We start from the raw sequence: 21,189 nt of genomic DNA, 5'->3' as shown, positions 1-21,189 counted from the left end.
AATAATTTAGTATAATTTTAGGAGGTCGGGAATATGAGTAGTAAAATACATAGATTTGAGATGAACAACAAAAAGATAGTACTTGATATAAACAGTGGTTCTGTACATGTAGTTGACGATTTAGTATGGGATATAGTTTCACTATATGAAGACAATGATATAGAAAGTGTAATTGATAAATTAAAAGATAAGTACAACGAAGATGATATTAAAGAAGCATATTCTGAAATTAAAATTTTAGAAGAAAATGAACTATTATTTAGTGAAGATAAATATCCGAAAGATTTTGAATATAATAGTCAGAATGTAATTAAAGCAATGTGCTTACATGTTGCACATGATTGTAACTTGAAATGTGAATATTGTTTTGCTTCACAAGGTGATTTTCAAGGTGAAAGATTACTTATGCCTCTTGAAGTTGGGAAGAAGGCTTTAGAGTTTTTAGTTGAAAACTCAGGCAATAGAAGAAATTTAGAAGTCGATTTCTTTGGTGGAGAACCATTAATGAATTTTGATGTTGTAAAAGAATTAGTATACTACGGTAGAGAATTGGAAAAGAAACACAATAAAAATTTTAGATTTACTATAACTACTAATGGTGTACTATTAAATGATGAAAATATTAAGTTTATAAACGAACATATGGACAATGTTGTATTAAGTTTAGACGGTAGAAAAGAAGTTAATGATAACATGAGAAAAACAATAAACGGTGGAGGTAGTCATGATATAATTGTACCTAAATTCAAAAAATTAGTTGATGAAAGAGGGGACAAACTATATTACGTAAGAGGTACATTTACAAGTAAAAATCTAGACTTTAGTAAAGATGTTCTTTATATAAGGGATTTAGGATTTGATATTGTATCAGTAGAGCCTGTAGTTACTGACCCTAAGTTTGATTATGCTATAAGAGAAGAACATTTAGGTATAATTTTAGAAGAATATGAAAAACTATCCAAAGAGTATATTAGATATCATAAAGAAGGTAAAGGGTTTCAGTTTTTCCATTTTATGACAGACTTAAATCAAGGTCCATGTATTATTAAGAGGGTTGCCGGTTGTGGTGCTGGTTCAGAGTATGTAGCGGTAACACCAGAAGGAGATTTATATCCATGCCATCAATTTGTTGGTGAAGAAGAGTTTAAAATGGGTGATATCTGGAACGGAATTCAAAATACTGAATTAAGAGATAAATTTAAAAGTGCCAATATATTTACAAAAGAGGGTTGTAAGGACTGTTGGGCAAGATTTTATTGCAGTGGAGGTTGCCATGCTAATGCATATCACAATAATGGGGATATTAAGAAACCTGATAAAATAGGTTGTGAGATGGAGAAAAAAAGAATAGAATGTGCATTGTCAATAGCAGCAAACCTTAACCAGGAGGGATAAAGATGATAATAGAATATGAAGGTATAAAGCCTAATATTCATGAAAGCTGCTTTATTGCTGATAGTGCTGAGATTATTGGCAGAGTTAATATAGGAGAAAAATCAAGTGTTTGGTACAATTGTGTACTAAGGGGTGATGGAAACACCATAAACGTAGGAAAGTACACAAACATTCAAGACAGTAGTGTGGTCCATATATCAAAAGAATATACAACAGATATAGGAGATTATGTAACAGTAGGTCATAAAGCTATTATACATGCATGCAAAATTGGTAATAATGTATTAGTAGGGATGGGAGCAATAGTATTAGATGGAGCTATAATAGAAGACAATGTACTTATAGGAGCAGGGAGTATTGTGACACCTGGTAAAAGAATACCATCTGGTACTTTAGTATTAGGTTCTCCGGCTAAAGTTGTGCGAAAGTTAACTGAAGAAGAAATTAAGCAACTAAAAGAATCAGCAATTAATTATGTAAAATATTCAGAAAAGCATAAAAGAAAATAACAAAAGATTGGGAAATTGACTTATAAATTACAGAAGTATATAATTATTTTATGAACATTCGAAGGGGGAATGACAAATGAAAGCAAAACATACAATTATATTTCTTGCGATACTTCTAGTAGTTGGAGTATTCTCTTATTCAGCAATTTATGGAATTGATTTAGGAAAATATGAAGTTGTACCTGTTAAAGAAGAGTTAAAGCTTGGACTGGACTTAGCAGGGGGAGTATACGTTGTTCTTGAGGCACAGACTGATGCTACAGGAGCTGAACTAGAAAAACTAATGGAGCAAACAAGAGCTATTATAGAACAAAGAGTTAATGGATTAGGAGTTACTGAGCCTAATATTACAATTGAAGGTAAAAAGAGAATAAGAATAGAGTTAGCTGGATTAGAAAATCCTCAACAAGCTATTGAAATGATAGGTAAAACAGCACAATTACAGTTTATAGACCCAGAAGGGAATGTTGTCGTAACAGGTAAGAATGTAAGAAAATCTGAAGTTGCTTTTCAACAAAATTCATTAGGAAAGCAAGTACCTGTTGTATCATTAGAATTCGATAAAGAGGGTACAAAAAAGTTTGCTGATACTACAAAAAGGTTAATAACGAAGCAAGATGCAATGGAAAGAATAATTTATATAGTTCTTGATGAGCAGGTTATATCAAGTCCAGCAGTAAATCCAAATGATGGGCCAATAACTAATGGTAAGGCGGTAATTGTGGGTGAATTTACATTAGAAGAGGCTAGTAACCTTGCTAATCTAATAAGAGCAGGTGCATTGCCAGTTGAAATGAAAGAAGTAGAAACATCAGTAGTAGGACCGACCTTAGGACTTGAATCTTTAAATAAAAGTGTATATGCAGCTGGGATAGGATTAGCATTAATTTTCCTATTTATGATAATTTATTATAGAATACCAGGGGTTATAGCTGATATCGCTCTTACGGTTTATATATTAATTGTGTTAGGAACAATGATATATTTAGATGCAAGACTTACACTACCAGGTATTGCGGGTCTTATTCTTTCGATAGGTATGGCTGTTGATGCTAATGTTGTTATTTTTGAAAGAATAAAAGAAGAAATCAGAGTAGGCAAAACTTTAAGGGCATCTGTTGACTCAGGATTTAAAAAAGCACTTGTGACTGTTTTAGATGCTAACATTACTACTTTAATCGCAGGTATTGTATTATTTGTAGCAGGTACTGGTCCGATAAGAGGATTTGCTGTAACTCTATTGATTGGTTTAGTAGCTTCAATGGTAACAGCAATATTTATAACACGATATATGTTGAAGCTAGTAATAGGGATGAATATAACAAAAAACACGAAACTGTACGGTGCTTAGAAGGGGGATTATAGATGAGCATAATTAAAAGAAGAAATATATTCTTTATGATTTCACTTGCTATAATAATTATAGGTCTAGGGATGACAATGGTTAAAGGTCTTAATTTAGGTATAGATTTTACTGGAGGTACTTTAATTCAGATAAATATAGGCAAGGAAATAGATGTAAATGAAGCAAGAGATATTATAGATAAATATGATGAAAATGCTAGTATACTACACGCAGGTGAAGACAATAAAGAAATAATTATAAGAACAACTAAAGACCTTAATAATGCAACTAGAATGGAGATTTTCAAACAATTTAAAGATAAATATAATCTTGAAGATGAGGATTTGAGAAATCAGAACCAATTTAGTCCTAAGATTGGTAATGAAATTAAGCGTAAAGCATTAATATCTGTTACTATTGCAACTATATTAATACTAGCATATATTACTTTCAGATTTGAGTTTAAATTTGGAATTTCAGCTATAATAGCTTTAGTTCACGATGTACTTATAGCTTTAGCAGTATATGCTATATTAAGAATCCCTGTAAATAGTTCTTTTGTTGCAGCGATGTTAACGATAGTAGGATATTCTATTAACGATACAATTGTTGTATTTGATAGAATAAGAGAAAATATAAAGAAAATGAGAAAAGAAAAATACGAAGATATTATTAACAAAAGTATATCTCAAACAATCGTTAGGTCTATAAACACATCTTTTACAACATTGTTAGCTATTGTTACTCTATATGTTTTAGGTGTTGAAGCAATAAAAGACTTTGCATTACCTTTAATAGTAGGAGTATTAGCGGGAACATATTCTTCTATTTTTATTGCAAGTCCTGTTTGGTACTTATTAGTATCTAGAACCTCAGAAAGAAATTATTATAACCCAAATAGAGTATAAACTAAGCGACCATAGGGGTCGCTTTTGCATTATATTATGGTATTTGTGCAATATTATAACAAAGAATATTAAAACTGAATTGTAAAAATATTACCAAAATAATTGATGTTGTAGTATACTTAAAGCGACAGATTAAATAACATTGCTGCTATTAAGGAGTGGTAAAATGAAGGTTAAGGGGTTGGGGAAGAGATATAAAAATATTCAAAGGTATAGGCAAATAGCAGTTATCTTTGCGAAATACGGTTTTAATGCTTTATCAGAAAAAATGGATGTAGTAGGGTACTTCCGTAGATTTTTTTTAAGAGAATCAATAACCTTAAAGAAAAAATACACTAGAGCAGAACGTATAAGAATGGCTATAGAAGAACTTGGACCTACTTTTATAAAATTTGGGCAAATAATGAGTACTAGATATGACTTATTGCCAGCTGATATTGTAAACGAGCTTTCATTACTACAAGATAAAGTTAAAGAATACGATTTAGATTTAGCAAAGAAAATCTTTTATGAGCAATTAGGTTTAAAGATAGATGAAGTATTTAAAGAATTCGAAGAAACACCTTTAGCAGCGGCATCAATTGGTCAGGTTTACAGTGGGGTTCTTAAAAATGGAGAAGAAGTTGTAGTTAAGATACAAAGACCAAATATAAGAAAAAACATTGAGTCTGATATTGATATATTATTTAATATAGGTAAGTTAATAGACGAACACTTTGCATATAATAGTCCATTTAAAGCTGTTGATATAGTTAATGAATTTTCATATACGATAAAAAAAGAATTAGATTATACATATGAAGCGCAAAATTGTGATGCATTTAGAGAAAATTTTAAGAATGATACAAACGTTTTAGTTCCTAAAATATATTGGGAATATACTACAAAAAAAGTTTTAGTTATGGAAAAAATAAATGGTATTAAAGTTAGTGATACAAATAAGATTCGTCAAGCTGGTTACGATATGGAAAAGTTAGCTCAAATAGGAGCAAAGGCGTTTATGAAACAAATTATTAAGCACGGTTTATTTCATGCAGACCCCCATCCAGGGAATATTATGATAATTAATGAAAATAAAATTAGCTTTATAGATTTTGGTATAGTTGGGTATATAGATAAAGTAACGTTAGACTTTATTGTGACATTATTAGAGTCTGGACATAAAAGAAATATCGATAGCATAGTAGAAAGTCTTTGTGAAATGGATGCTGTCACTAGTGAGACAGATTTAGTTAAATTAAAAAGGGACCTTTATTATATTATAAATTATTACTTTAATGTTCCAATAAATAAGATTAACTTTGGGGATGCTTTTACAGAAATATTATCTGTAGCTTATAGACATAGTCTGAGATTACCTACTCAATTAATACTTTTAATAAGAGCAATTGTGACTATTGAAGGAACTGGTAGGAAATTAAATCCTAAGTTTAATATGTCAATGATATCAAAGGATATATTTGTTGAATTATCAAAGGAAAAACTTAATCCTAAAGGCTTAGTAAAGGAAATAAAAAATTATTCAGCACAAAGTTTTAAAGAGTTTAAAAGTATTCCTAAAAGAACTAATCATATTTTACAAAAAGTAGAAAAAAATCAATTGAAGATTTTAATAGACATAGAAGAATTAGATAAAATTAAAAATCAAATAAATATAATGACTAATAAATTATCTTTGAGTTTATTAGTTGCTTCAATAGTTATAGGCTCATCTTTAATTATTCAAGCAGATGTGGGCCCAACTATAGTTGGAATTTCAGCTGTTGGCCTTATTGGCTTTTCTGCAGCTGGTATACTAGGAGTAATCTTAGTAATATCGATTTTAATGAACTGGTTAAAGGATAAAAAGTAAAAAAAGGAGTGATTAAAAATGCAAATAGGATTTATATTTTCTTTAGTTTTTGCTATAATAATAGCTGTTTTTGCTTTACAGAATGGTGAAGTAGTTTCAGTAGATTTTTTATTTGCTAGTGTAGAAGTTTCTCAAGCTATTGTTATCTTTGTATCAGCAGCTCTAGGAGCATTTATCGTTTCTATTATGGGAGTGGTAAGACAAGTAAAATTAAAACTAAAATTAAAAGACCAAGATAAGAAAATTAAAGAGATGAGTAAAACAAATGAAGAATTAGAAACTAGAATATTAGAGCTAAATAAAGAATTAGAAGTAAACAAAAGTATTGAAGAAAAAATGATAAAAAGTGGTAAAGAAGATATAGAAAATAGAATAAATGGTAATAAAGAAAAGGCAAAAAGCGAATCAGTTGAGTAAAAGTAAATGTACAAATTTATTTGTTGAACACTTAAAATCTATTCGCTATAATATATATATGCACTTTTTAAGGTAGTAGGTGGATTTAATGCTAGACTTTGATAAAATAATTACTGTCTACAATAATGATTATAATAAAACTAAAGAGTTAATTGAAAAAATTGGCATTTCAGAATTAACAGCTAAAATATTAATTAATAGGGGTATAGACAGTGTTGAAGCTATCGAAAGGTTTTTATATCCTGATATAAGTAAGCTTTATAATCCTTTTTTATTAAAAGACATGGATATAGCTGTTAAAAGAGTTATAAGAGCTATTGAGGAAAAAGAAAACATATGGATTTATGGAGATTATGATGTAGACGGTGTTACTAGTACTTCATTGTTGAAAAATTTTTTTGAGTCTATTGGAGTTTCTGTAGATTACTATATTCCTGATAGATTAACTGAGGGATATGGTTTAAATAAGAATGCATTTGACTTTATACATAGTAATAAAGGACATTTGATTATTACTGTAGATTGTGGTATAACTTCTATTGCTGAAGTAGAATACTGTAATCAATTAGGTATGGAAATTATTATTACAGACCACCATCAATGTGGAAGTGAGCTACCAAAGGCAACTGCTGTGGTAAATCCAAATAGAATAAATTGTGAATACCCATTTGATAAGTTGGCTGGGGTAGGAGTAGCGTTTAAGTTTGTTCAAGCGTTGGCAAATAAGTTATCTGTAGAAATTGATTACCAAGAATTATTACCTATAGTTGCTATTGGCACTGTAGCTGATGTTGTGTCATTAACAGATGAGAATAGAATTATCGTTAAGAATGGATTGAAATTTATAAAAAAATGTAATAACTGTGGTATACAGTCATTAATAGAAATCACAGGATTAAAGGAAAAGGAAATTTCAAGTGGACATATAGGCTTTGTAATAGGTCCAAGAATAAATGCAATGGGAAGAATAGGATTAGCTAAATATGCAGTAGAGCTTTTAACTACCCATGACAAACAAGAAGCTACTAAACTAGCAAAAATGCTTGATGAGGAAAATAAAAAGAGACAAGATATTGAAAGGGAAATTTTAAAGGAAGCAGAAGAATATATAGAGAACAATATAGACTTAGATAAAGAAAGAGTTTTAGTGATAGCATCTGAAGGATGGCATCCCGGTGTTATAGGCATTGTTAGTTCTAGGATAACTGAGAAGTATCACAGACCTTCAGTAGTTATAACTATTGAAGATGGCAAAGGTAAAGGTTCAGCAAGAAGTATATCAACCTTTAATATATATGATGCATTGTGTGGATGTAAAGAATTATTTATTAATTTTGGAGGACATAAACAAGCAGCGGGATTGACACTAGAGCGTGAAAAGATAGAAGACTTTAGAGCTAAAATTAATGAAATAGCAAATGAATTATTAGATGAAGAGGATTTGATACCTGAAATAGTGACTGATAGTATAGTGAATGTCGAGCATTTATCTGTGCAAACAATAAAAGAGCTAGAAATATTAGAGCCATTTGGCATAGACAATCCTAAACCTCAATTTTTACTAAAAGAAGCTAAAGTAAAAAATATAAGAAAAGTTGGAAATGATAATAAGCATTTAAAACTAAAAATAGAGGTTGATGGAGTAGAAATAGATTGTATAGGTTTTAATATGGGACACTATTATGATGAAATTGATGTAAATGACTCTATAGATATAGTTGGAGCATTAGAAATTAATGATTATTTCAATGAAAATAATGTACAAATAGCTATTAATTCAATAGTAGAGCTTGATAATGACAATGTCAATTTTATTGATAAATATTACTGTTCTCTAAAAAGAATATTATACAATGAATGTGATAACGAGATAAATGTTGACAATATATCTACATTTTTATCTAATAAGACGACTTCTAAGGATATTGTTAAGCAACTAGAAAATGATTATAAAACTTTAATAATAGTAAATAATCATTTAAATGTATTAAAGTTACTTAAGATATTGCAAACTACAGGTCGAGAATTAATAAAAAAGACATCTGTTTCCTTTAATTTAGACAATACAGATAAAACAAATAATATAGTCATAAATCCAATCTTAAATGAGATTAACTTAGATAAATATGAAAGAATTATATTTTATGATTTAGGATTTACATCTTCTTATTATAGATATATTGAAGAAAATAACAATGACGGTATGATTTACTTGTTTGATAATACAGATTTAGAGTATAATATAGAAGCTTTAGAAAAAATCATACCATCAGTCGATATTTTAAGAATTATATATAAAACAATTATTAATGCAAAACAAAAAGTATTCAAGATAGAAATTGATAAATACATTGAGTTTGTAAAGGATAAATATAGTATAAGTATAAATAAGTTTATATTAAGATTTTCACTAGATATATTAAAAGAAAGTAACTTAATTGATTATAAGCTAAAGTCAGGCTTTTATTACATAAAATTAAATGAAAAGCCTAATGAGAAAATAGATATTAATAATGTTTATGTTTACAAGTCTATTAACGAAATAAAAAAATTAATGGTTACAATAAAGGACCAATATGCAAACTTATAGAATTAAAGGAGGATTATTATGGACTTAAAAAGCAAAATTAGAGTAATTGAAGGTTTCCCAAAAGAAGGAATTAGTTTTAAAGATATTACAACAGTACTTCAAGATAAAGATGCATTTCGTGAGTGTATATATCAGCTAGCAGAGGCCTTTAGAAATGAAGAAGTAGATATGGTAGTAGGTCCAGAAGCAAGAGGATTTTTAATCGGAGCCCCACTTGCTTATGAGCTAGGTGTTGGATTTGTGCCTGTAAGAAAACCAGGGAAGCTACCTGCAGAGACTATTAGCTTTGAGTATGAATTAGAGTATGGAACTGATACATTAGAAATACATAAAGATGCAATTAAACCAGGGCAAAAGGTATTAGTTATAGATGACTTGTTAGCTACTGGAGGAACAGTACATTCTACTGTAAAAATGATAGAAGAATTAGGTGGAGAAGTAGTAGGAATAGGCTTTTTTATCGAATTAGAATTCTTAAATGGTAGAAAACTACTTGAGGATTATAATGTTAAGTCATTAGTTAAATACTAATTAAGTATCAATGGTTGGTTGAAAAACCAACCATTATGCTTATTAAGTGTTTTTTATTAAATTGGATTGTGATATACTATAATTATATATTTTTAGACACAATTTTTAAGTGTGAGCAGGTGATAAAATTGTTAGAGAACCTTATAACAAGAATTGAACAATATAATCCTAGTGGAAATTTACAGATGATTATTAAAGCATATAATTTTGCTGAAAGAGCACATGAAGGTCAGGTTAGAAATTCAGGAGAGAGGTTTTTCGTACATCCTTATAATGTTGCTATGATTCTAGCTGATTTAAACATGGATATAGCAACTATTGCAGCAGGATTACTTCATGATGTATTAGAAGATACAGAGTTGACATTTGAAAAGCTTTTGGAAGAATTTGGTTTAGAAATCGCAAACATGGTAGAAGGAGTAACAAAATTAAAGAAACTTAAATATAGATCTAAACAAGAAAGACAAGCAGAAAATTTAAGAAAAATGGTCATAGCAATGTCCAAAGATATCAGAGTTATAATTATAAAACTAGCAGATAGACTTCATAATATTAGAACCCTTGAGTATATGTCCGAATCTAAAAAGAAAGAAAAGGCGTTAGAAACTTTAGAGATTTATGCACCAATTGCTCACAGATTAGGTATATCTGCGATAAAATGGGAGTTAGAAGATTTGTCATTACGTTATATAGACCCTGAAGGGTATTATGAATTAGTAGAAAAAGTTAATAAAAAAAGAAAAGAAAGAGAAGCTTATATTCAGTTTGTTATTAATAAATTGAAAAATAGACTTAATGAAACTGATATAGAAAATGAAATTAGTGGACGACCAAAAAGCTTCTATAGTATATACAGAAAAATGGTATACCAAAATAAGATATTTGAACAAATATACGATTTAACTGCTATTAGGGTAATTGTTGATACAGTCAAGGATTGCTATGGGGTTTTAGGGATAGTTCATACTATGTGGAAACCAATACCAGGAAGATTTAAGGATTATATAGCTATGCCTAAACCTAATATGTATCAATCGCTACATACAACTGTTATAGGACCTAATGGTGATCCTGTAGAAATTCAAATCAGAACATGGGAGATGCATAGAACAGCTGAATATGGTATAGCAGCCCATTGGAAATATAAAGAGGGAATAAATAAAAGTGATGAGTTTGAGAACAAATTAGCTTGGCTTAGACAAATGTTAGAATGGCAAAAAGAATTAAAAGACCCAAAAGAATTTATGGAGTCTTTAAAAATTGATTTATTTACCGATGAAGTTTTTGTGTTTACACCTAAAGGAGATGTTATCAATTTACCTGCCGGTTCAACACCAATAGATTTTGCATACAGAGTTCATACTGCAGTAGGGAATAATTGTGTTGGTGCAAAAGTAGACGGTAGATTAGTACCTTTAGACTATAAACTGAAAACGGGAAATATAGTAGAAATATTAACGTCATCAAACAGTAATGGTCCAAGTAGAGATTGGCTAAAAATTGTGAAAAGCAGTCAAGCTAAGAGCAAAATAAAACAGTGGTTTAAAAAAGAAGAGAGAGACCAAAACATAAATAGAGGTAAAGAGTTAATAGAAAAAGAAGTAAAGAGACAAGGGTTTAAGTTAACTGAATTACTGAAAGATGAATGGTTAAAAATAATAACTGAGAAATTAAACTATAATTCGATTGATGACTTATATGCTTCAGTAGGGTATGGTAGTGTAACATTATCTCAAGTTATAGTAAAGTTAAAGGAACTTTATAAAGAAAGTCATAAAGAAGAAAAGGAAGAAGAAGTTAATGTCAATCAAATTCAATATAAAAATAAAAGAGATTATAAAGTTAATCAAGGCGTTAATATAAAAGGGATTGACAATATAAAAGTAAGGTTTGCTAAATGCTGCAATCCAGTACCTGGAGATGAAATTATAGGGTATATAACAAGGGGAAGAGGAGTATCGGTACACCGTAAAGATTGTCCGAACTTAAATGATTTGGGAAGTAAAGGAAGATTTATTGAAGTAGAGTGGAATACAGATAAGAAAAGTTCATATCTGGCTGAAATTGAAATAAAGGCTAGCGATAGACCCAAATTACTATCAGAAATAACACATGTTTTAACCGAATCTAAGCTTATTGTAACGTCTTTAAATGCTAGAACAAACAAAGAAAAAATAGCATTAATTAGTATAGCGTTAGAAATCAAAGATATAGAACAATTAACTAATCTTATGAAAAAAATGAGAAAAATAGAGGGTGTAATAGATGTATACAGAGTATTAACTTAGAAGGGGTGATTTGTATGCGTTCTGTTGTTCAAAGAGTTTCAAAGGCTAAAGTTACAGTTAATGGAGAAATAGTTGGAGAAATAAAAAAAGGACTATTAGTTTTACTTGGAGTTGGAAAAGACGATAATGATAAGGATATTGATTATTTAGTAAAAAAAATTATCAATCTAAGAATTTTTGAAGATGAAAATGACAAGCTTAATTTATCAGTAGCAGATATAGAAGGTGAGCTTCTAATAGTATCTCAATTTACTCTTTATGGAGATGTAAGAAAAGGTAGAAGACCGAATTTTATGGAATCTGCTCCTCCTGAAATAGCTGAAAAATTATATTTAAATTTTGTAGATAAGTGTAAGGAGTATGGACTAAAAGTTGAAACTGGTGCTTTTGGTGAGCATATGGATGTTGAGTTAGTTAACGATGGTCCAGTAACTATATTACTTGACAGCAAAAAAGTATTTTAAGGAGGGCTTCATGTGATAATTGAACGATTACCACTAGGCGTATATGCAGCTAATTGCTATATTATAGGATGTGAAAGCACAAGAGAAGGTATAATAGTAGACCCAGGTGGAGACGCAGAAAATATAGTTAAAACGTTAGAAGAGTTTAAAATAAAACCTAAATATATAATTTTGACTCATGGACATGGTGACCATATAGGTGGATTACCTAAACTAAAAAAAGAACTAAGTATACCTGTTTTAATACATAAAGAAGACGAAGAAATGCTAAAGGATGCAGATAAAAATTTGTCTAGCATGATGAGTATAGAAAATATTGAAATTGTACCAGATAAGACTTTAAAGGATGGAGATATAATAAATATTGGAGAACATAAGGCTCAAATCATACATACTCCAGGACATACGAAGGGAAGTATATGTATTAAACTAGATGATATTATATTAAGTGGAGATACACTATTTGCAGGTTCTATAGGAAGAACAGACTTTCCAGGTGGTTCATTCGAAGAGATAATAAGTTCAATAAAAAATAAAATTTTAGTTTATGATGATAAAGTAAAAATATTACCTGGTCATGGGCCAGCAACTACTGTTGAATATGAGAAAAATAATAATCCGTTTATATAAAATGAGACGAAAGAATACTCCTAAAGATATGTGGAAAAATAAATGTAAACTATCTTTGGGAGGGGTTTTAATGAATAAAATTTATGAATTTATAGGAAAAAGAAAAAGTAGGGAACTTAGGGACGTTGATTTTCACGATTTTATGGAGCTAAAAGAAAGAGGTTTAAAAAAATCTGAAATAGCGAAGGAACTTGGAGTATCTGAGAGAGAAGTCAGAAAACTTATTGAAGACATAGAAACAAATCGATAAGGAGAAATAGATATGATAAATGTTTACTTAAAAGGGCATGATTATAAATATGAGGTACAAAATATTATAAAAGTATTTTACTTTAATGAGAAAATTGAATTCATTAAAAAAGAGGCTTTGGTAAATGACCAAAGCCTTCTTATAGAGAATATACTTTATCAAGAGAACGATGATTATTTTATTGAAACTATAGTTTATAAGAATAATGAGTGTATTAGTAAAAGTGAAATCAAGAAAGTATCTGATATAGATATAAAAGAAGATAATCTAAATAAAAAAATAAAGCTTGGAATTAAGCAAAGTTTATATGAGGCTTTATCTCAGATAACAAGCGTAAATGCACCATGGGGTATTTTAACAGGCATAAGACCAACCAAGATAGTACATGACCTTTTAGATAAGAGTTGCAAAATCGAGGAGATAAAAGATGTACTAACTAAACAATATAAAGTTTCTTTAGAAAAGTCTAAATTAATAATTGATATAGCATCAAATGAAAGAAAATTTTTATATCCTTTAGATGAAGATAAATTTAGTTTATATATAAGTATACCATTCTGCCCAACAAGATGTTTATATTGCTCATTTCCATCACATAGTCTTGAAAAATGGGGACATCTAGTAGATGAATACACAGAGAATCTATTAATGGAAATAAAACAAACAGCAGAGTTGTTAGCAGATAAAAAGATTCAAACTGTTTATATAGGTGGAGGAACACCTACATCTATTCCTAAAGAGAACTTGGATAAGATAATTAAAGAAGTATATAGTTGCTTTGGTACTGATATAAAAGAATTTACCGTAGAAGCAGGACGTCCAGACACAATAGACAAAGATAAGCTAGTTATGCTGAAAAATAATGAAATAGACAGGATTAGTATAAACCCTCAAACCATGTGTACTGATACATTATCACTGATAGGTAGACATCATAGCCCTCAAGAAATTATAGAGGCGTTTAGACTTGCTAAAGAAGTAGGCTTTCATACAATAAATATGGACTTGATAGTGGGTTTACCTAACGAAGATATAAACAATTTTAAACATACAATGGAAGAAGTTTTAAGACTCAATCCTGAAAACTTAACTGTTCATACAATGGCAATTAAAAGGGCTTCTAAATTAAGGAGTAAGTTAGTTAAATATAGTTTAACTGCTCAAAATAAGATTGAAGAAATGTTAGAGTTAACAAAAAAATATGCTGAGAAAATGGACATGTATCCATATTATCTTTACAGACAAAAACAAATACTAGGTAACTTTGAGAATGTAGGTTATACTAAAAAAAATAAAGAATGTATTTATAATATACTTATAATGGAAGAAAGACAAACAATAATAGCAGTTGGTGCTGGAGGAATATCAAAAATATATTATCCTAGTGAAAACAGATTAGAGAGGGTACCAAATGTTAAAAATGTTGTAGAGTACAATAAAAGAGTAAAGGAAATGATAGAAAGGAAGAAAAAATTTCTAAAACCTGTTGACAGGGTATAGATGTTAAATTATAATGTAAAAAAGTAATCGAATATTTAATACTATGATGAGGAAGAGTAGTTAAATCCCTTAGCTATAGAGAGCCGGTGATGGTGGAAATCCGGTGCTAACATTTAACGAAGACACCTCGGAGTAGGTAGATGAACTAGAAAGTCTACTCGTTAGTCAGCGTTAATGACACCTAAGTGGGATTTTTATATCCAAATAGGGTGGCACCGCGGGAATATTGCCTCTCGTCCCTGTCAATAGTATAAATATTGACAGAGATGAGAGGTTTTTAATTTATAGAAAGGAGTGAGTATATGTTAACAAAAGCACCAAGAGGGACTAAAGACGTAGTACCATCAGATTCGTATAAATGGCAGCATGTAGAAGAATTATTTAGAGAAGTCTGTGAAAAATTTGGATATAAAGAAATAAGGACTCCAGGATTTGAGCACACAGAATTATTTGAAAGAGGAGTAGGAGAAACTACAGATGTAGTGCAAAAAGAAATGTATACATTTGAAGACAGAGGTGGAAGAAGCATTACATTAAAGGCTGAAGGGACTGCACCTGCAGCTAGATTGTTTATAGAAAATAAGTTATATGCTGAAGCACAACCAACAAAGATTTTTTATATAACTCCAGTGTATAGATATGAAAGACCTCAAAAAGGAAGACTTAGAGAACATCATCAATTTGGTATAGAAGTATACGGTAGTGAAAGTCCAGCAATAGATGCAGAAGTTATAAGTATAGTTTCTACTATTTATAATAAATTAGGTGTTAAGGATATAGAACTTCATATAAACAGTATTGGATGTCCACAATGTAGAAAAGAGTATAATAAAATATTAAAAGAATATTTAAGCGATAAATTAGATAAGTTATGTAAAACATGTAATAGTAGATATGAAAAGAATCCAATGAGAATTCTTGATTGTAAAAATGAAAGTTGCCAAGCAGAATTAGAAGATGCTCCATTAATGGTTGATTATTTATGTGATGATTGTAAAGTACATTTTGAAAGTGTAAAAGAATATCTAAATGAACTTGGTATTGACTTTGTCGTTGACCCTAAAATTGTTAGAGGACTAGATTATTATACTAAGACAGCATTTGAGTTTATATCTAAAGAAATAGGAGCAAAGTCAACAGTTTGTGGTGGTGGAAGATACGACGGTTTAATTGAAGAAATAGGTGGACCTAAAACACCAGCTGTAGGATTTGGAATGGGAATAGAAAGATTATTGTTAACCCTAGAAAATAATGGTATAGAAATAGAAGAACCGACAGGTCCGGATGTATTTGTTGTGACAATAGGAGAAAGAGCAGAGAAAGAAGCGTTTAAACTACTATATAAACTAAGAAATAATAATATTTCAGCTGATAAGGATTATTTAGATAGAAGTATTAAAGCTCAGTTTAAGTATTCTAACAAAATAAATGCTACTTATACAATTGTTATAGGTGACGATGAAATAGAAAAAGATGTTGTAACTTTAAAAAATATGAAGACGGGAGAACAAGAGGAAATTAAATTAAGCAATATAGTAGAAATATTGAAAAATAAACTGGGGAGGTAGTAAAAATGGCAGAATCAATGGGAAATTTAAGACGCACTCATATGTGCGGAACTCTTAGAATTGAAAATGAAAATGAAGAAGTAATACTTATGGGATGGGTACAAAAAAGAAGAAATTTAGGTGGTCTTATATTTACCGATTTAAGAGATACTTCAGGAATTGTACAAATTGTATTTGATAAAGATGTTTCTGAAGATGCATTTAACAAAGCAGATAGTATTAGAAGTGAATATGTAATAGCAGTAAGAGGAAAAGTTCAAAAAAGACAGTCAGTAAATGAAGAACTTCCAACAGGTGAGATAGAAGTATTTGCTGAAGAACTAAAAATATTAGATGAAGCAGAAACTCCTCCTATTTATATAAAAGACGATGATGACGTATCAGAAGCAATGAGATTAAAATATAGATACTTAGATTTAAGAAAACCTAGAATGCAAGAAAACTTAAAAATTAGACACAAAACAGCAAAAGTAGTTAGAGATTTCTTAGATAGTAATAATTTTGTTGAGATAGAAACACCTATGCTGTCAAAACCAACTCCAGAAGGAGCTAGGGACTATTTAGTACCGAGTAGAGTTAATCCAGGAAAATTCTATGCATTACCACAGTCACCACAGATAATGAAACAATTATTAATGGTATCAGGAATGGATAGATACTATCAAATAGTTAAGTGTTTTAGAGATGAAGATTTAAGAGCTAATAGACAGCCAGAATTTACTCAAATAGATATAGAAATGTCATTTGTTGATATTGAGGATGTTATAAGCATTAACGAAAAGCTTATATATAATATATTCAAAGAAGTAAAAGGAATAGAGATAGAATTGCCTATTCAAAGAATGACATATAAAGAAGCAATGGAAAGATTCGGTTCAGATAAACCAGATTTAAGATTTGGATTTGAGCTTAGAAATATAAGTGATATAGTAAAAGATTCAGAGTTTAAAGTATTTAGTGGTACTATCGAAAATGGAGGAGAAGTTAGAGGAATTAATGTAGATGGGTATGCTGATGATATTTCTAAAAAGGATATTAAGAAATTAGAAAAGTTTGTTAAGACATATGGAGCTAAGGGTTTAGCTTGGATTAAAGTAACAGAAGAAGGGATTACATCACCTATTGCGAAGTTTTTAAAGGAAGAAGAACTAGATGCTATTATTGAAAGAATGGAAGGTAAACCAGGTGATTTATTATTAATTGTTGCTGACAAACCTTCTGTAGTATTTGATTCTCTTGGAGCATTAAGAATTGAAGTTGCTAAGCGTTTAGATGTAATAAATAAAGATGAGTTTAAATTGGTTTGGATAACAGAGTTCCCATTATTTGAATATGATGAAGAAGAAGGTAGATATGTTGCTAAGCACCATCCGTTCACTCATCCAATGGATGAAGATATAGATTTATTGGAAACTGAACCAGAAAAGGTAAGAGCCAAGGCTTACGATATAGTTATAAACGGTGATGAGATTGGCGGAGGAAGTATAAGGATTAATAACTCTGAATTACAAGAAAAAATGTTTAAAGCATTAGGTTTTACAATGGAAGAAGCATGGGATAAATTTGGATTTTTACTTGAAGCATTTAAATATGGTACTCCACCACATGGTGGTATAGCTTATGGTTTTGACAGACTGATTATGCTTCTAACAGATAGTGATAATATAAGAGACGTTATTGCGTTCCCTAAAACACAAAGTGCAACTTGTCTATTAACTGATGCGCCAACTAATGTATTTGAAAAGCAACTAGAAGAGCTACACATTCAACTTGAAAGTGAAGATAAAGAGTAGGGCTAAGATTTAATCTTAGCCTTTGCTTTTTCCAAAACTTAGCAAAACCTTATATTGATTATGTGTTAAATATATGCTATCATTTACTATAGGGTAGTATTACCTCCTAGGGGTAATACTAATAATAAAAATTCAGCAAGAGGTGCAGATAATGTTTAATCCATTCCATAGAACAGAAATGATAATAGGAAAATATAATTTAAAAAAGTTAAAAGAAAGTAAAGTAGCAGTTTTTGGTATAGGTGGAGTAGGCTCATATGTTGTTGAAGGGCTTGTAAGATGTGGTGTAGGTACTTTGATATTAATAGATTTTGATACAGTAGATATTACAAATATAAACAGACAATTACATGCAAGTATGAATACAGTTGGAAAAGTAAAGGTCGAAGTAATGAAGAAAAGGATACTAGATATTAATCCTGAAGCAAATGTAATTGCATATAATAAATTATACAATAGCGAAACGGCAAATGATTTACTTTCGAGTGAGTATGATTATGTAGTAGATGCTATAGATATGGTTTCGTCTAAATTAGATTTAATTGAGAAATGCAAGAAAATGGATACACCAATAATAAGTAGTATGGGAACGGGAAATAAGCTTAATCCAACCATGTTTAAGGTTGCAGATATATATGAAACTAAAGTATGTCCTTTAGCAAAGGTTATGAGAAAAGAGTTGCGAAGAAGAGGAATAAAAGAATTAAAGGTTGTATATTCAGAAGAAAAACCAATCAAACCCCAAAAACAAGACGAACAAGAGGATAGAAGAAATCAGACACCAGGTAGCATTTCTTTTGTACCTTCAGTAGCGGGTTTAATAATAGCGTCTGAAGTAATAAAGGATTTAATAAAGCAAAAAAATTAAGATATAAGGTTCATTATAAAAGAGAGGAGGAATAAAAATGGAACAAGTAGGTTTTGTAAGTAAAGTAGAAGGAAATAAGGCAACGGTAATTGTTAGAAGAGTAACATCATGTGGAGATAGTTGCTCAACATGTAGTGGAAGCTGTAGCGTACCTGGATTAACAGTTGATATAGATAATACAATAGGAGCTAAAAAAGGAGATTATGTAGAGGTAAGAACTAGAACAAAGACGATATTAAAATCAGCTTTTTTAGTATATATTATACCTTTAGTTTTAATGGTAGTTGGAATAGCATTAGGAATATATGTATTTAAAGGATTGGGATTTGATAATTATGAATCTATAGGGTTATTAACAGGACTAGTAGCATTAGGGATATCATACGTAATTTTACGAATAGTAGATAATAAAATAAAAAGAAATAATAGCATTGACTTTGAAATGGTAAGAATTTTAGACTGATGTATTGTATTTAGTATATTTTAGATAGGAGGCATACTATGGAACCAATAAAAGATACGGATTCGATATTAAAAAGATTGAGAAGAATTGAAGGGCAGGTAAAAGGAATACAGAGAATGGTAGAAGAACAGAAATATTGTGGAGATATACTAATACAAATAGCAGCAGCAAGGGCTGCACTTAATAAAGTAGGTGGATTGATATTAGAATATCATATGAAAGACTGCATAAAAGATTATATGGAGGATAAAGAAAAGGACGAAGTACTTGAAGAATTAATAGATGTAATGTTAAAATACACAAAATAAAGTAATAAAGGTCCATTTTTATTAATATAAATTACTAAAGATATAAAATTATAAAAGTAATTTGTAAGGAGGACCTTTATGAGTGAAAGGTTATCTGAAATTTCAATTGAATCAATAGAAAAACAAGTTTTCGATTCTGACAAAATAGTTATATTACTATTTTGTTCTGAAAATTGGAATCCTTGCTTTGATTTAGAGAAAACGCTAATAAATATAAAGCACACTTATAAAGCAAATGTAGATGTTTATAAGGTAGATTATAATAAAAATAAGAAATTAGCTAAGAATTTTGAAATAATTAGCTTACCAACTATGGTGTTTTTTTATAAGGGAAATGAAGTAAAAAGATTTACTGGTTCTATGGATAAAGAACTGCTTAAACTAAATATTATGATAATAATAAAAAACTGCTGTTAAGCAGTTTTTTCTATATTTTTTTTTATTTTAAAATTTCTTTTAATCATTCTACTAATAGATGAAGAAACTAAAATACCACTTGCAATTGATGCAGCTACAAATAAAGTTTCACTACCTATATTAGCAGCATCAATAAATCTACTTTCTGTAATTGCAGACATTGTGTAGTACATTCCTGCACCTGGGACTAATGGTACAATGCCTGGAATTATAAACACTGTTGCTGGTTTTTTGAAAAATCGTGCAAATAATTCACCTAGAATTCCTACAGTTATAGCTCCCCAAAATGCTCCTGCAACAGGAGATGATAAATTAGTTTTAGTTATCAAAAAAACAACCCAACCTAAAGCTCCAGCTAATCCAGATTTAATAACTGAATCTTTTGGTATATGAAAAATTATAGAAAATCCTATTGCTGATAAGAATGCGTAGATTAACTGATTTAATATATACATTATTACATCCTCCTAAAAAATTAATTGAAACTTTAAAGTTACTCCAACTCCAAATGCTATTGCTAAAGCTATAATTATAGCTTCAAGAGACCTAGATAGACCTGATAGAAAGTCACCTGAAATTGAATCTCTAATTGCGTTTGTTATTGCTACACCTGGAACTAAAGGCATAATTGAACCTATAATTATCTTATCAATACTAAAACTTAAAGAAGTCATAGAAAAAATTATAGCTAAAATGGTTGCTGCTATAGAACCAATAACATTACTTAAAAAGAAAGTTACATTTCTTTTTCCAAGATGCGCTGATATTAAAACTACTATAGAACTAATGAAAAAAGTAGCTATAAAATCAAGCATAGACCCACCGAACATTAAGCAAAAGAAAGCTCCCGCTATACCTCCAAAAAATAATTTTAAAATGCTTTTATAATCTCCTGCATTATCAATTTCTTCTAATAGATTTAAAGCTTCATTCATAGAAATTTTTCCTTCAACAAATTTTCTAGAAAAGTCATTGACTAAAGCAATTTTATTTAAGTCTATTTTTATACTTTTTATTCTTTTAATATAAGTTAAAACTTCATTTTGGTATTCTACTGAAAGAAATATGCCTGTAGGTGTTACGAAAGATTCTG

At 29.7% G+C, this 21,189-nt stretch carries 21 protein-coding genes and 1 other annotated feature; of the genes, 19 read left to right on the top strand and 2 right to left on the bottom strand.

Going from position 1 to position 21,189, the window contains the following annotated elements:
• The first annotated feature begins 33 nt into the window (after positions 1 to 33).
• From scfB to L21TH_RS06235, 19 genes are all read left to right on the top strand, one after another.
• Entirely contained in the window at positions 34 to 1,395 is a 1,362-nt protein-coding gene (gene scfB, locus L21TH_RS06325) for a thioether cross-link-forming SCIFF peptide maturase (protein ID WP_006312039.1), read from the top strand.
• Between the two features lie 2 nt (positions 1,396 to 1,397).
• Positions 1,398 to 1,904, top strand: a complete 507-nt coding sequence (locus L21TH_RS06320; protein WP_006312037.1) for a gamma carbonic anhydrase family protein — start codon at positions 1,398 to 1,400, stop codon at positions 1,902 to 1,904.
• Between the two features lie 76 nt (positions 1,905 to 1,980).
• A complete protein-coding gene (gene secD / locus L21TH_RS14940; RefSeq protein ID WP_006312036.1) occupies positions 1,981 to 3,255 on the top strand; it encodes a protein translocase subunit SecD in 1,275 nt (424 codons plus the stop codon).
• 14 nt (positions 3,256 to 3,269) lie between these two features.
• Positions 3,270 to 4,157 (top strand): protein translocase subunit SecF, encoded by an 888-nt coding sequence (gene secF, locus L21TH_RS14935; protein WP_006312035.1) that lies wholly within the window; start codon positions 3,270 to 3,272, stop codon positions 4,155 to 4,157.
• A gap of 166 nt (positions 4,158 to 4,323) precedes the next feature.
• Positions 4,324 to 6,009: an ABC1 kinase family protein gene (locus L21TH_RS06305; protein ID WP_006312034.1), complete on the top strand. Its 1,686-nt coding sequence runs from the start codon at positions 4,324 to 4,326 to the stop codon at positions 6,007 to 6,009.
• Positions 6,010 to 6,027: 18 nt separating this feature from the next.
• Positions 6,028 to 6,426 carry a LapA family protein gene (locus L21TH_RS06300; RefSeq protein WP_006312032.1) on the top strand — a complete coding sequence of 133 codons (399 nt, stop codon included), beginning with the start codon at positions 6,028 to 6,030 and terminating at the stop codon, positions 6,424 to 6,426.
• An 88-nt stretch (positions 6,427 to 6,514) separates the two neighbouring features.
• A complete protein-coding gene (gene recJ, locus L21TH_RS06295) occupies positions 6,515 to 9,016 on the top strand; it encodes a single-stranded-DNA-specific exonuclease RecJ (RefSeq protein WP_006312030.1) in 2,502 nt (833 codons plus the stop codon).
• An 18-nt stretch (positions 9,017 to 9,034) separates the two neighbouring features.
• Positions 9,035 to 9,547: an adenine phosphoribosyltransferase gene (locus L21TH_RS06290; RefSeq protein ID WP_006312029.1), complete on the top strand. Its 513-nt coding sequence runs from the start codon at positions 9,035 to 9,037 to the stop codon at positions 9,545 to 9,547.
• 128 nt (positions 9,548 to 9,675) lie between these two features.
• The gene (locus L21TH_RS06285) at positions 9,676 to 11,835 is read left to right on the top strand and encodes a RelA/SpoT family protein (protein WP_006312028.1); all 2,160 of its coding nucleotides are present in this window, start codon (positions 9,676 to 9,678) and stop codon (positions 11,833 to 11,835) included.
• Positions 11,836 to 11,849: 14 nt separating this feature from the next.
• A complete protein-coding gene (dtd, locus tag L21TH_RS06280; protein ID WP_006312026.1) occupies positions 11,850 to 12,299 on the top strand; it encodes a D-aminoacyl-tRNA deacylase in 450 nt (149 codons plus the stop codon).
• Positions 12,300 to 12,311: 12 nt separating this feature from the next.
• Positions 12,312 to 12,929, top strand: coding sequence for an MBL fold metallo-hydrolase (locus L21TH_RS06275; RefSeq protein WP_006312024.1), 618 nt, complete (start codon positions 12,312 to 12,314; stop codon positions 12,927 to 12,929).
• Positions 12,930 to 12,999: 70 nt separating this feature from the next.
• On the top strand, positions 13,000 to 13,179 hold the full coding sequence (locus L21TH_RS06270) for a hypothetical protein (RefSeq protein WP_006312021.1): 180 nt from the start codon (positions 13,000 to 13,002) through the stop codon (positions 13,177 to 13,179).
• 12 nt (positions 13,180 to 13,191) lie between these two features.
• The gene (gene hemZ / locus L21TH_RS06265) at positions 13,192 to 14,679 is read left to right on the top strand and encodes a coproporphyrinogen dehydrogenase HemZ (protein ID WP_006312018.1); all 1,488 of its coding nucleotides are present in this window, start codon (positions 13,192 to 13,194) and stop codon (positions 14,677 to 14,679) included.
• Positions 14,680 to 14,713: 34 nt separating this feature from the next.
• Positions 14,714 to 14,923: a binding site (T-box leader), on the top strand.
• Positions 14,924 to 14,981: 58 nt separating this feature from the next.
• On the top strand, positions 14,982 to 16,247 hold the full coding sequence (hisS, locus tag L21TH_RS06260; protein WP_006312016.1) for a histidine--tRNA ligase: 1,266 nt from the start codon (positions 14,982 to 14,984) through the stop codon (positions 16,245 to 16,247).
• Positions 16,248 to 16,252: 5 nt separating this feature from the next.
• The gene (gene aspS, locus L21TH_RS06255; RefSeq protein ID WP_006312013.1) at positions 16,253 to 18,040 is read left to right on the top strand and encodes an aspartate--tRNA ligase; all 1,788 of its coding nucleotides are present in this window, start codon (positions 16,253 to 16,255) and stop codon (positions 18,038 to 18,040) included.
• Between the two features lie 151 nt (positions 18,041 to 18,191).
• Positions 18,192 to 18,908, top strand: a complete 717-nt coding sequence (locus L21TH_RS06250; protein WP_006312012.1) for a tRNA threonylcarbamoyladenosine dehydratase — start codon at positions 18,192 to 18,194, stop codon at positions 18,906 to 18,908.
• 37 nt (positions 18,909 to 18,945) lie between these two features.
• On the top strand, positions 18,946 to 19,371 hold the full coding sequence (locus L21TH_RS06245) for a SoxR reducing system RseC family protein (RefSeq protein ID WP_006312011.1): 426 nt from the start codon (positions 18,946 to 18,948) through the stop codon (positions 19,369 to 19,371).
• A 38-nt stretch (positions 19,372 to 19,409) separates the two neighbouring features.
• Entirely contained in the window at positions 19,410 to 19,679 is a 270-nt protein-coding gene (locus tag L21TH_RS06240) for a metal-sensitive transcriptional regulator (protein ID WP_006312010.1), read from the top strand.
• Positions 19,680 to 19,757: 78 nt separating this feature from the next.
• Positions 19,758 to 20,096, top strand: coding sequence for a thioredoxin family protein (locus L21TH_RS06235; protein ID WP_006312009.1), 339 nt, complete (start codon positions 19,758 to 19,760; stop codon positions 20,094 to 20,096).
• Here L21TH_RS06235 and L21TH_RS06230 read toward each other — a convergent pair.
• Both L21TH_RS06230 and L21TH_RS06225 read right to left on the bottom strand, forming a co-directional pair.
• Positions 20,093 to 20,551, bottom strand: a complete 459-nt coding sequence (locus L21TH_RS06230) for a threonine/serine exporter family protein (protein WP_006312008.1) — start codon at positions 20,549 to 20,551, stop codon at positions 20,093 to 20,095. The two genes, L21TH_RS06235 and L21TH_RS06230, sit on opposite strands and share 4 nt — an antisense overlap.
• Positions 20,552 to 20,563: 12 nt before the next feature.
• Positions 20,564 to 21,189: threonine/serine exporter family protein (locus L21TH_RS06225; RefSeq protein WP_034429490.1), on the bottom strand; the 626-nt coding region annotated here is incomplete at its 5' end.

This window comes from Caldisalinibacter kiritimatiensis, from assembly GCF_000387765.1.
GTDB classification, from domain to species: Bacteria; Bacillota; Clostridia; order Tissierellales; family Caldisalinibacteraceae; genus Caldisalinibacter; species Caldisalinibacter kiritimatiensis.
The sequence above is the reverse complement of the archived record's forward strand: the minus strand, read 5'-3'. Positions and strand labels throughout refer to the sequence as shown.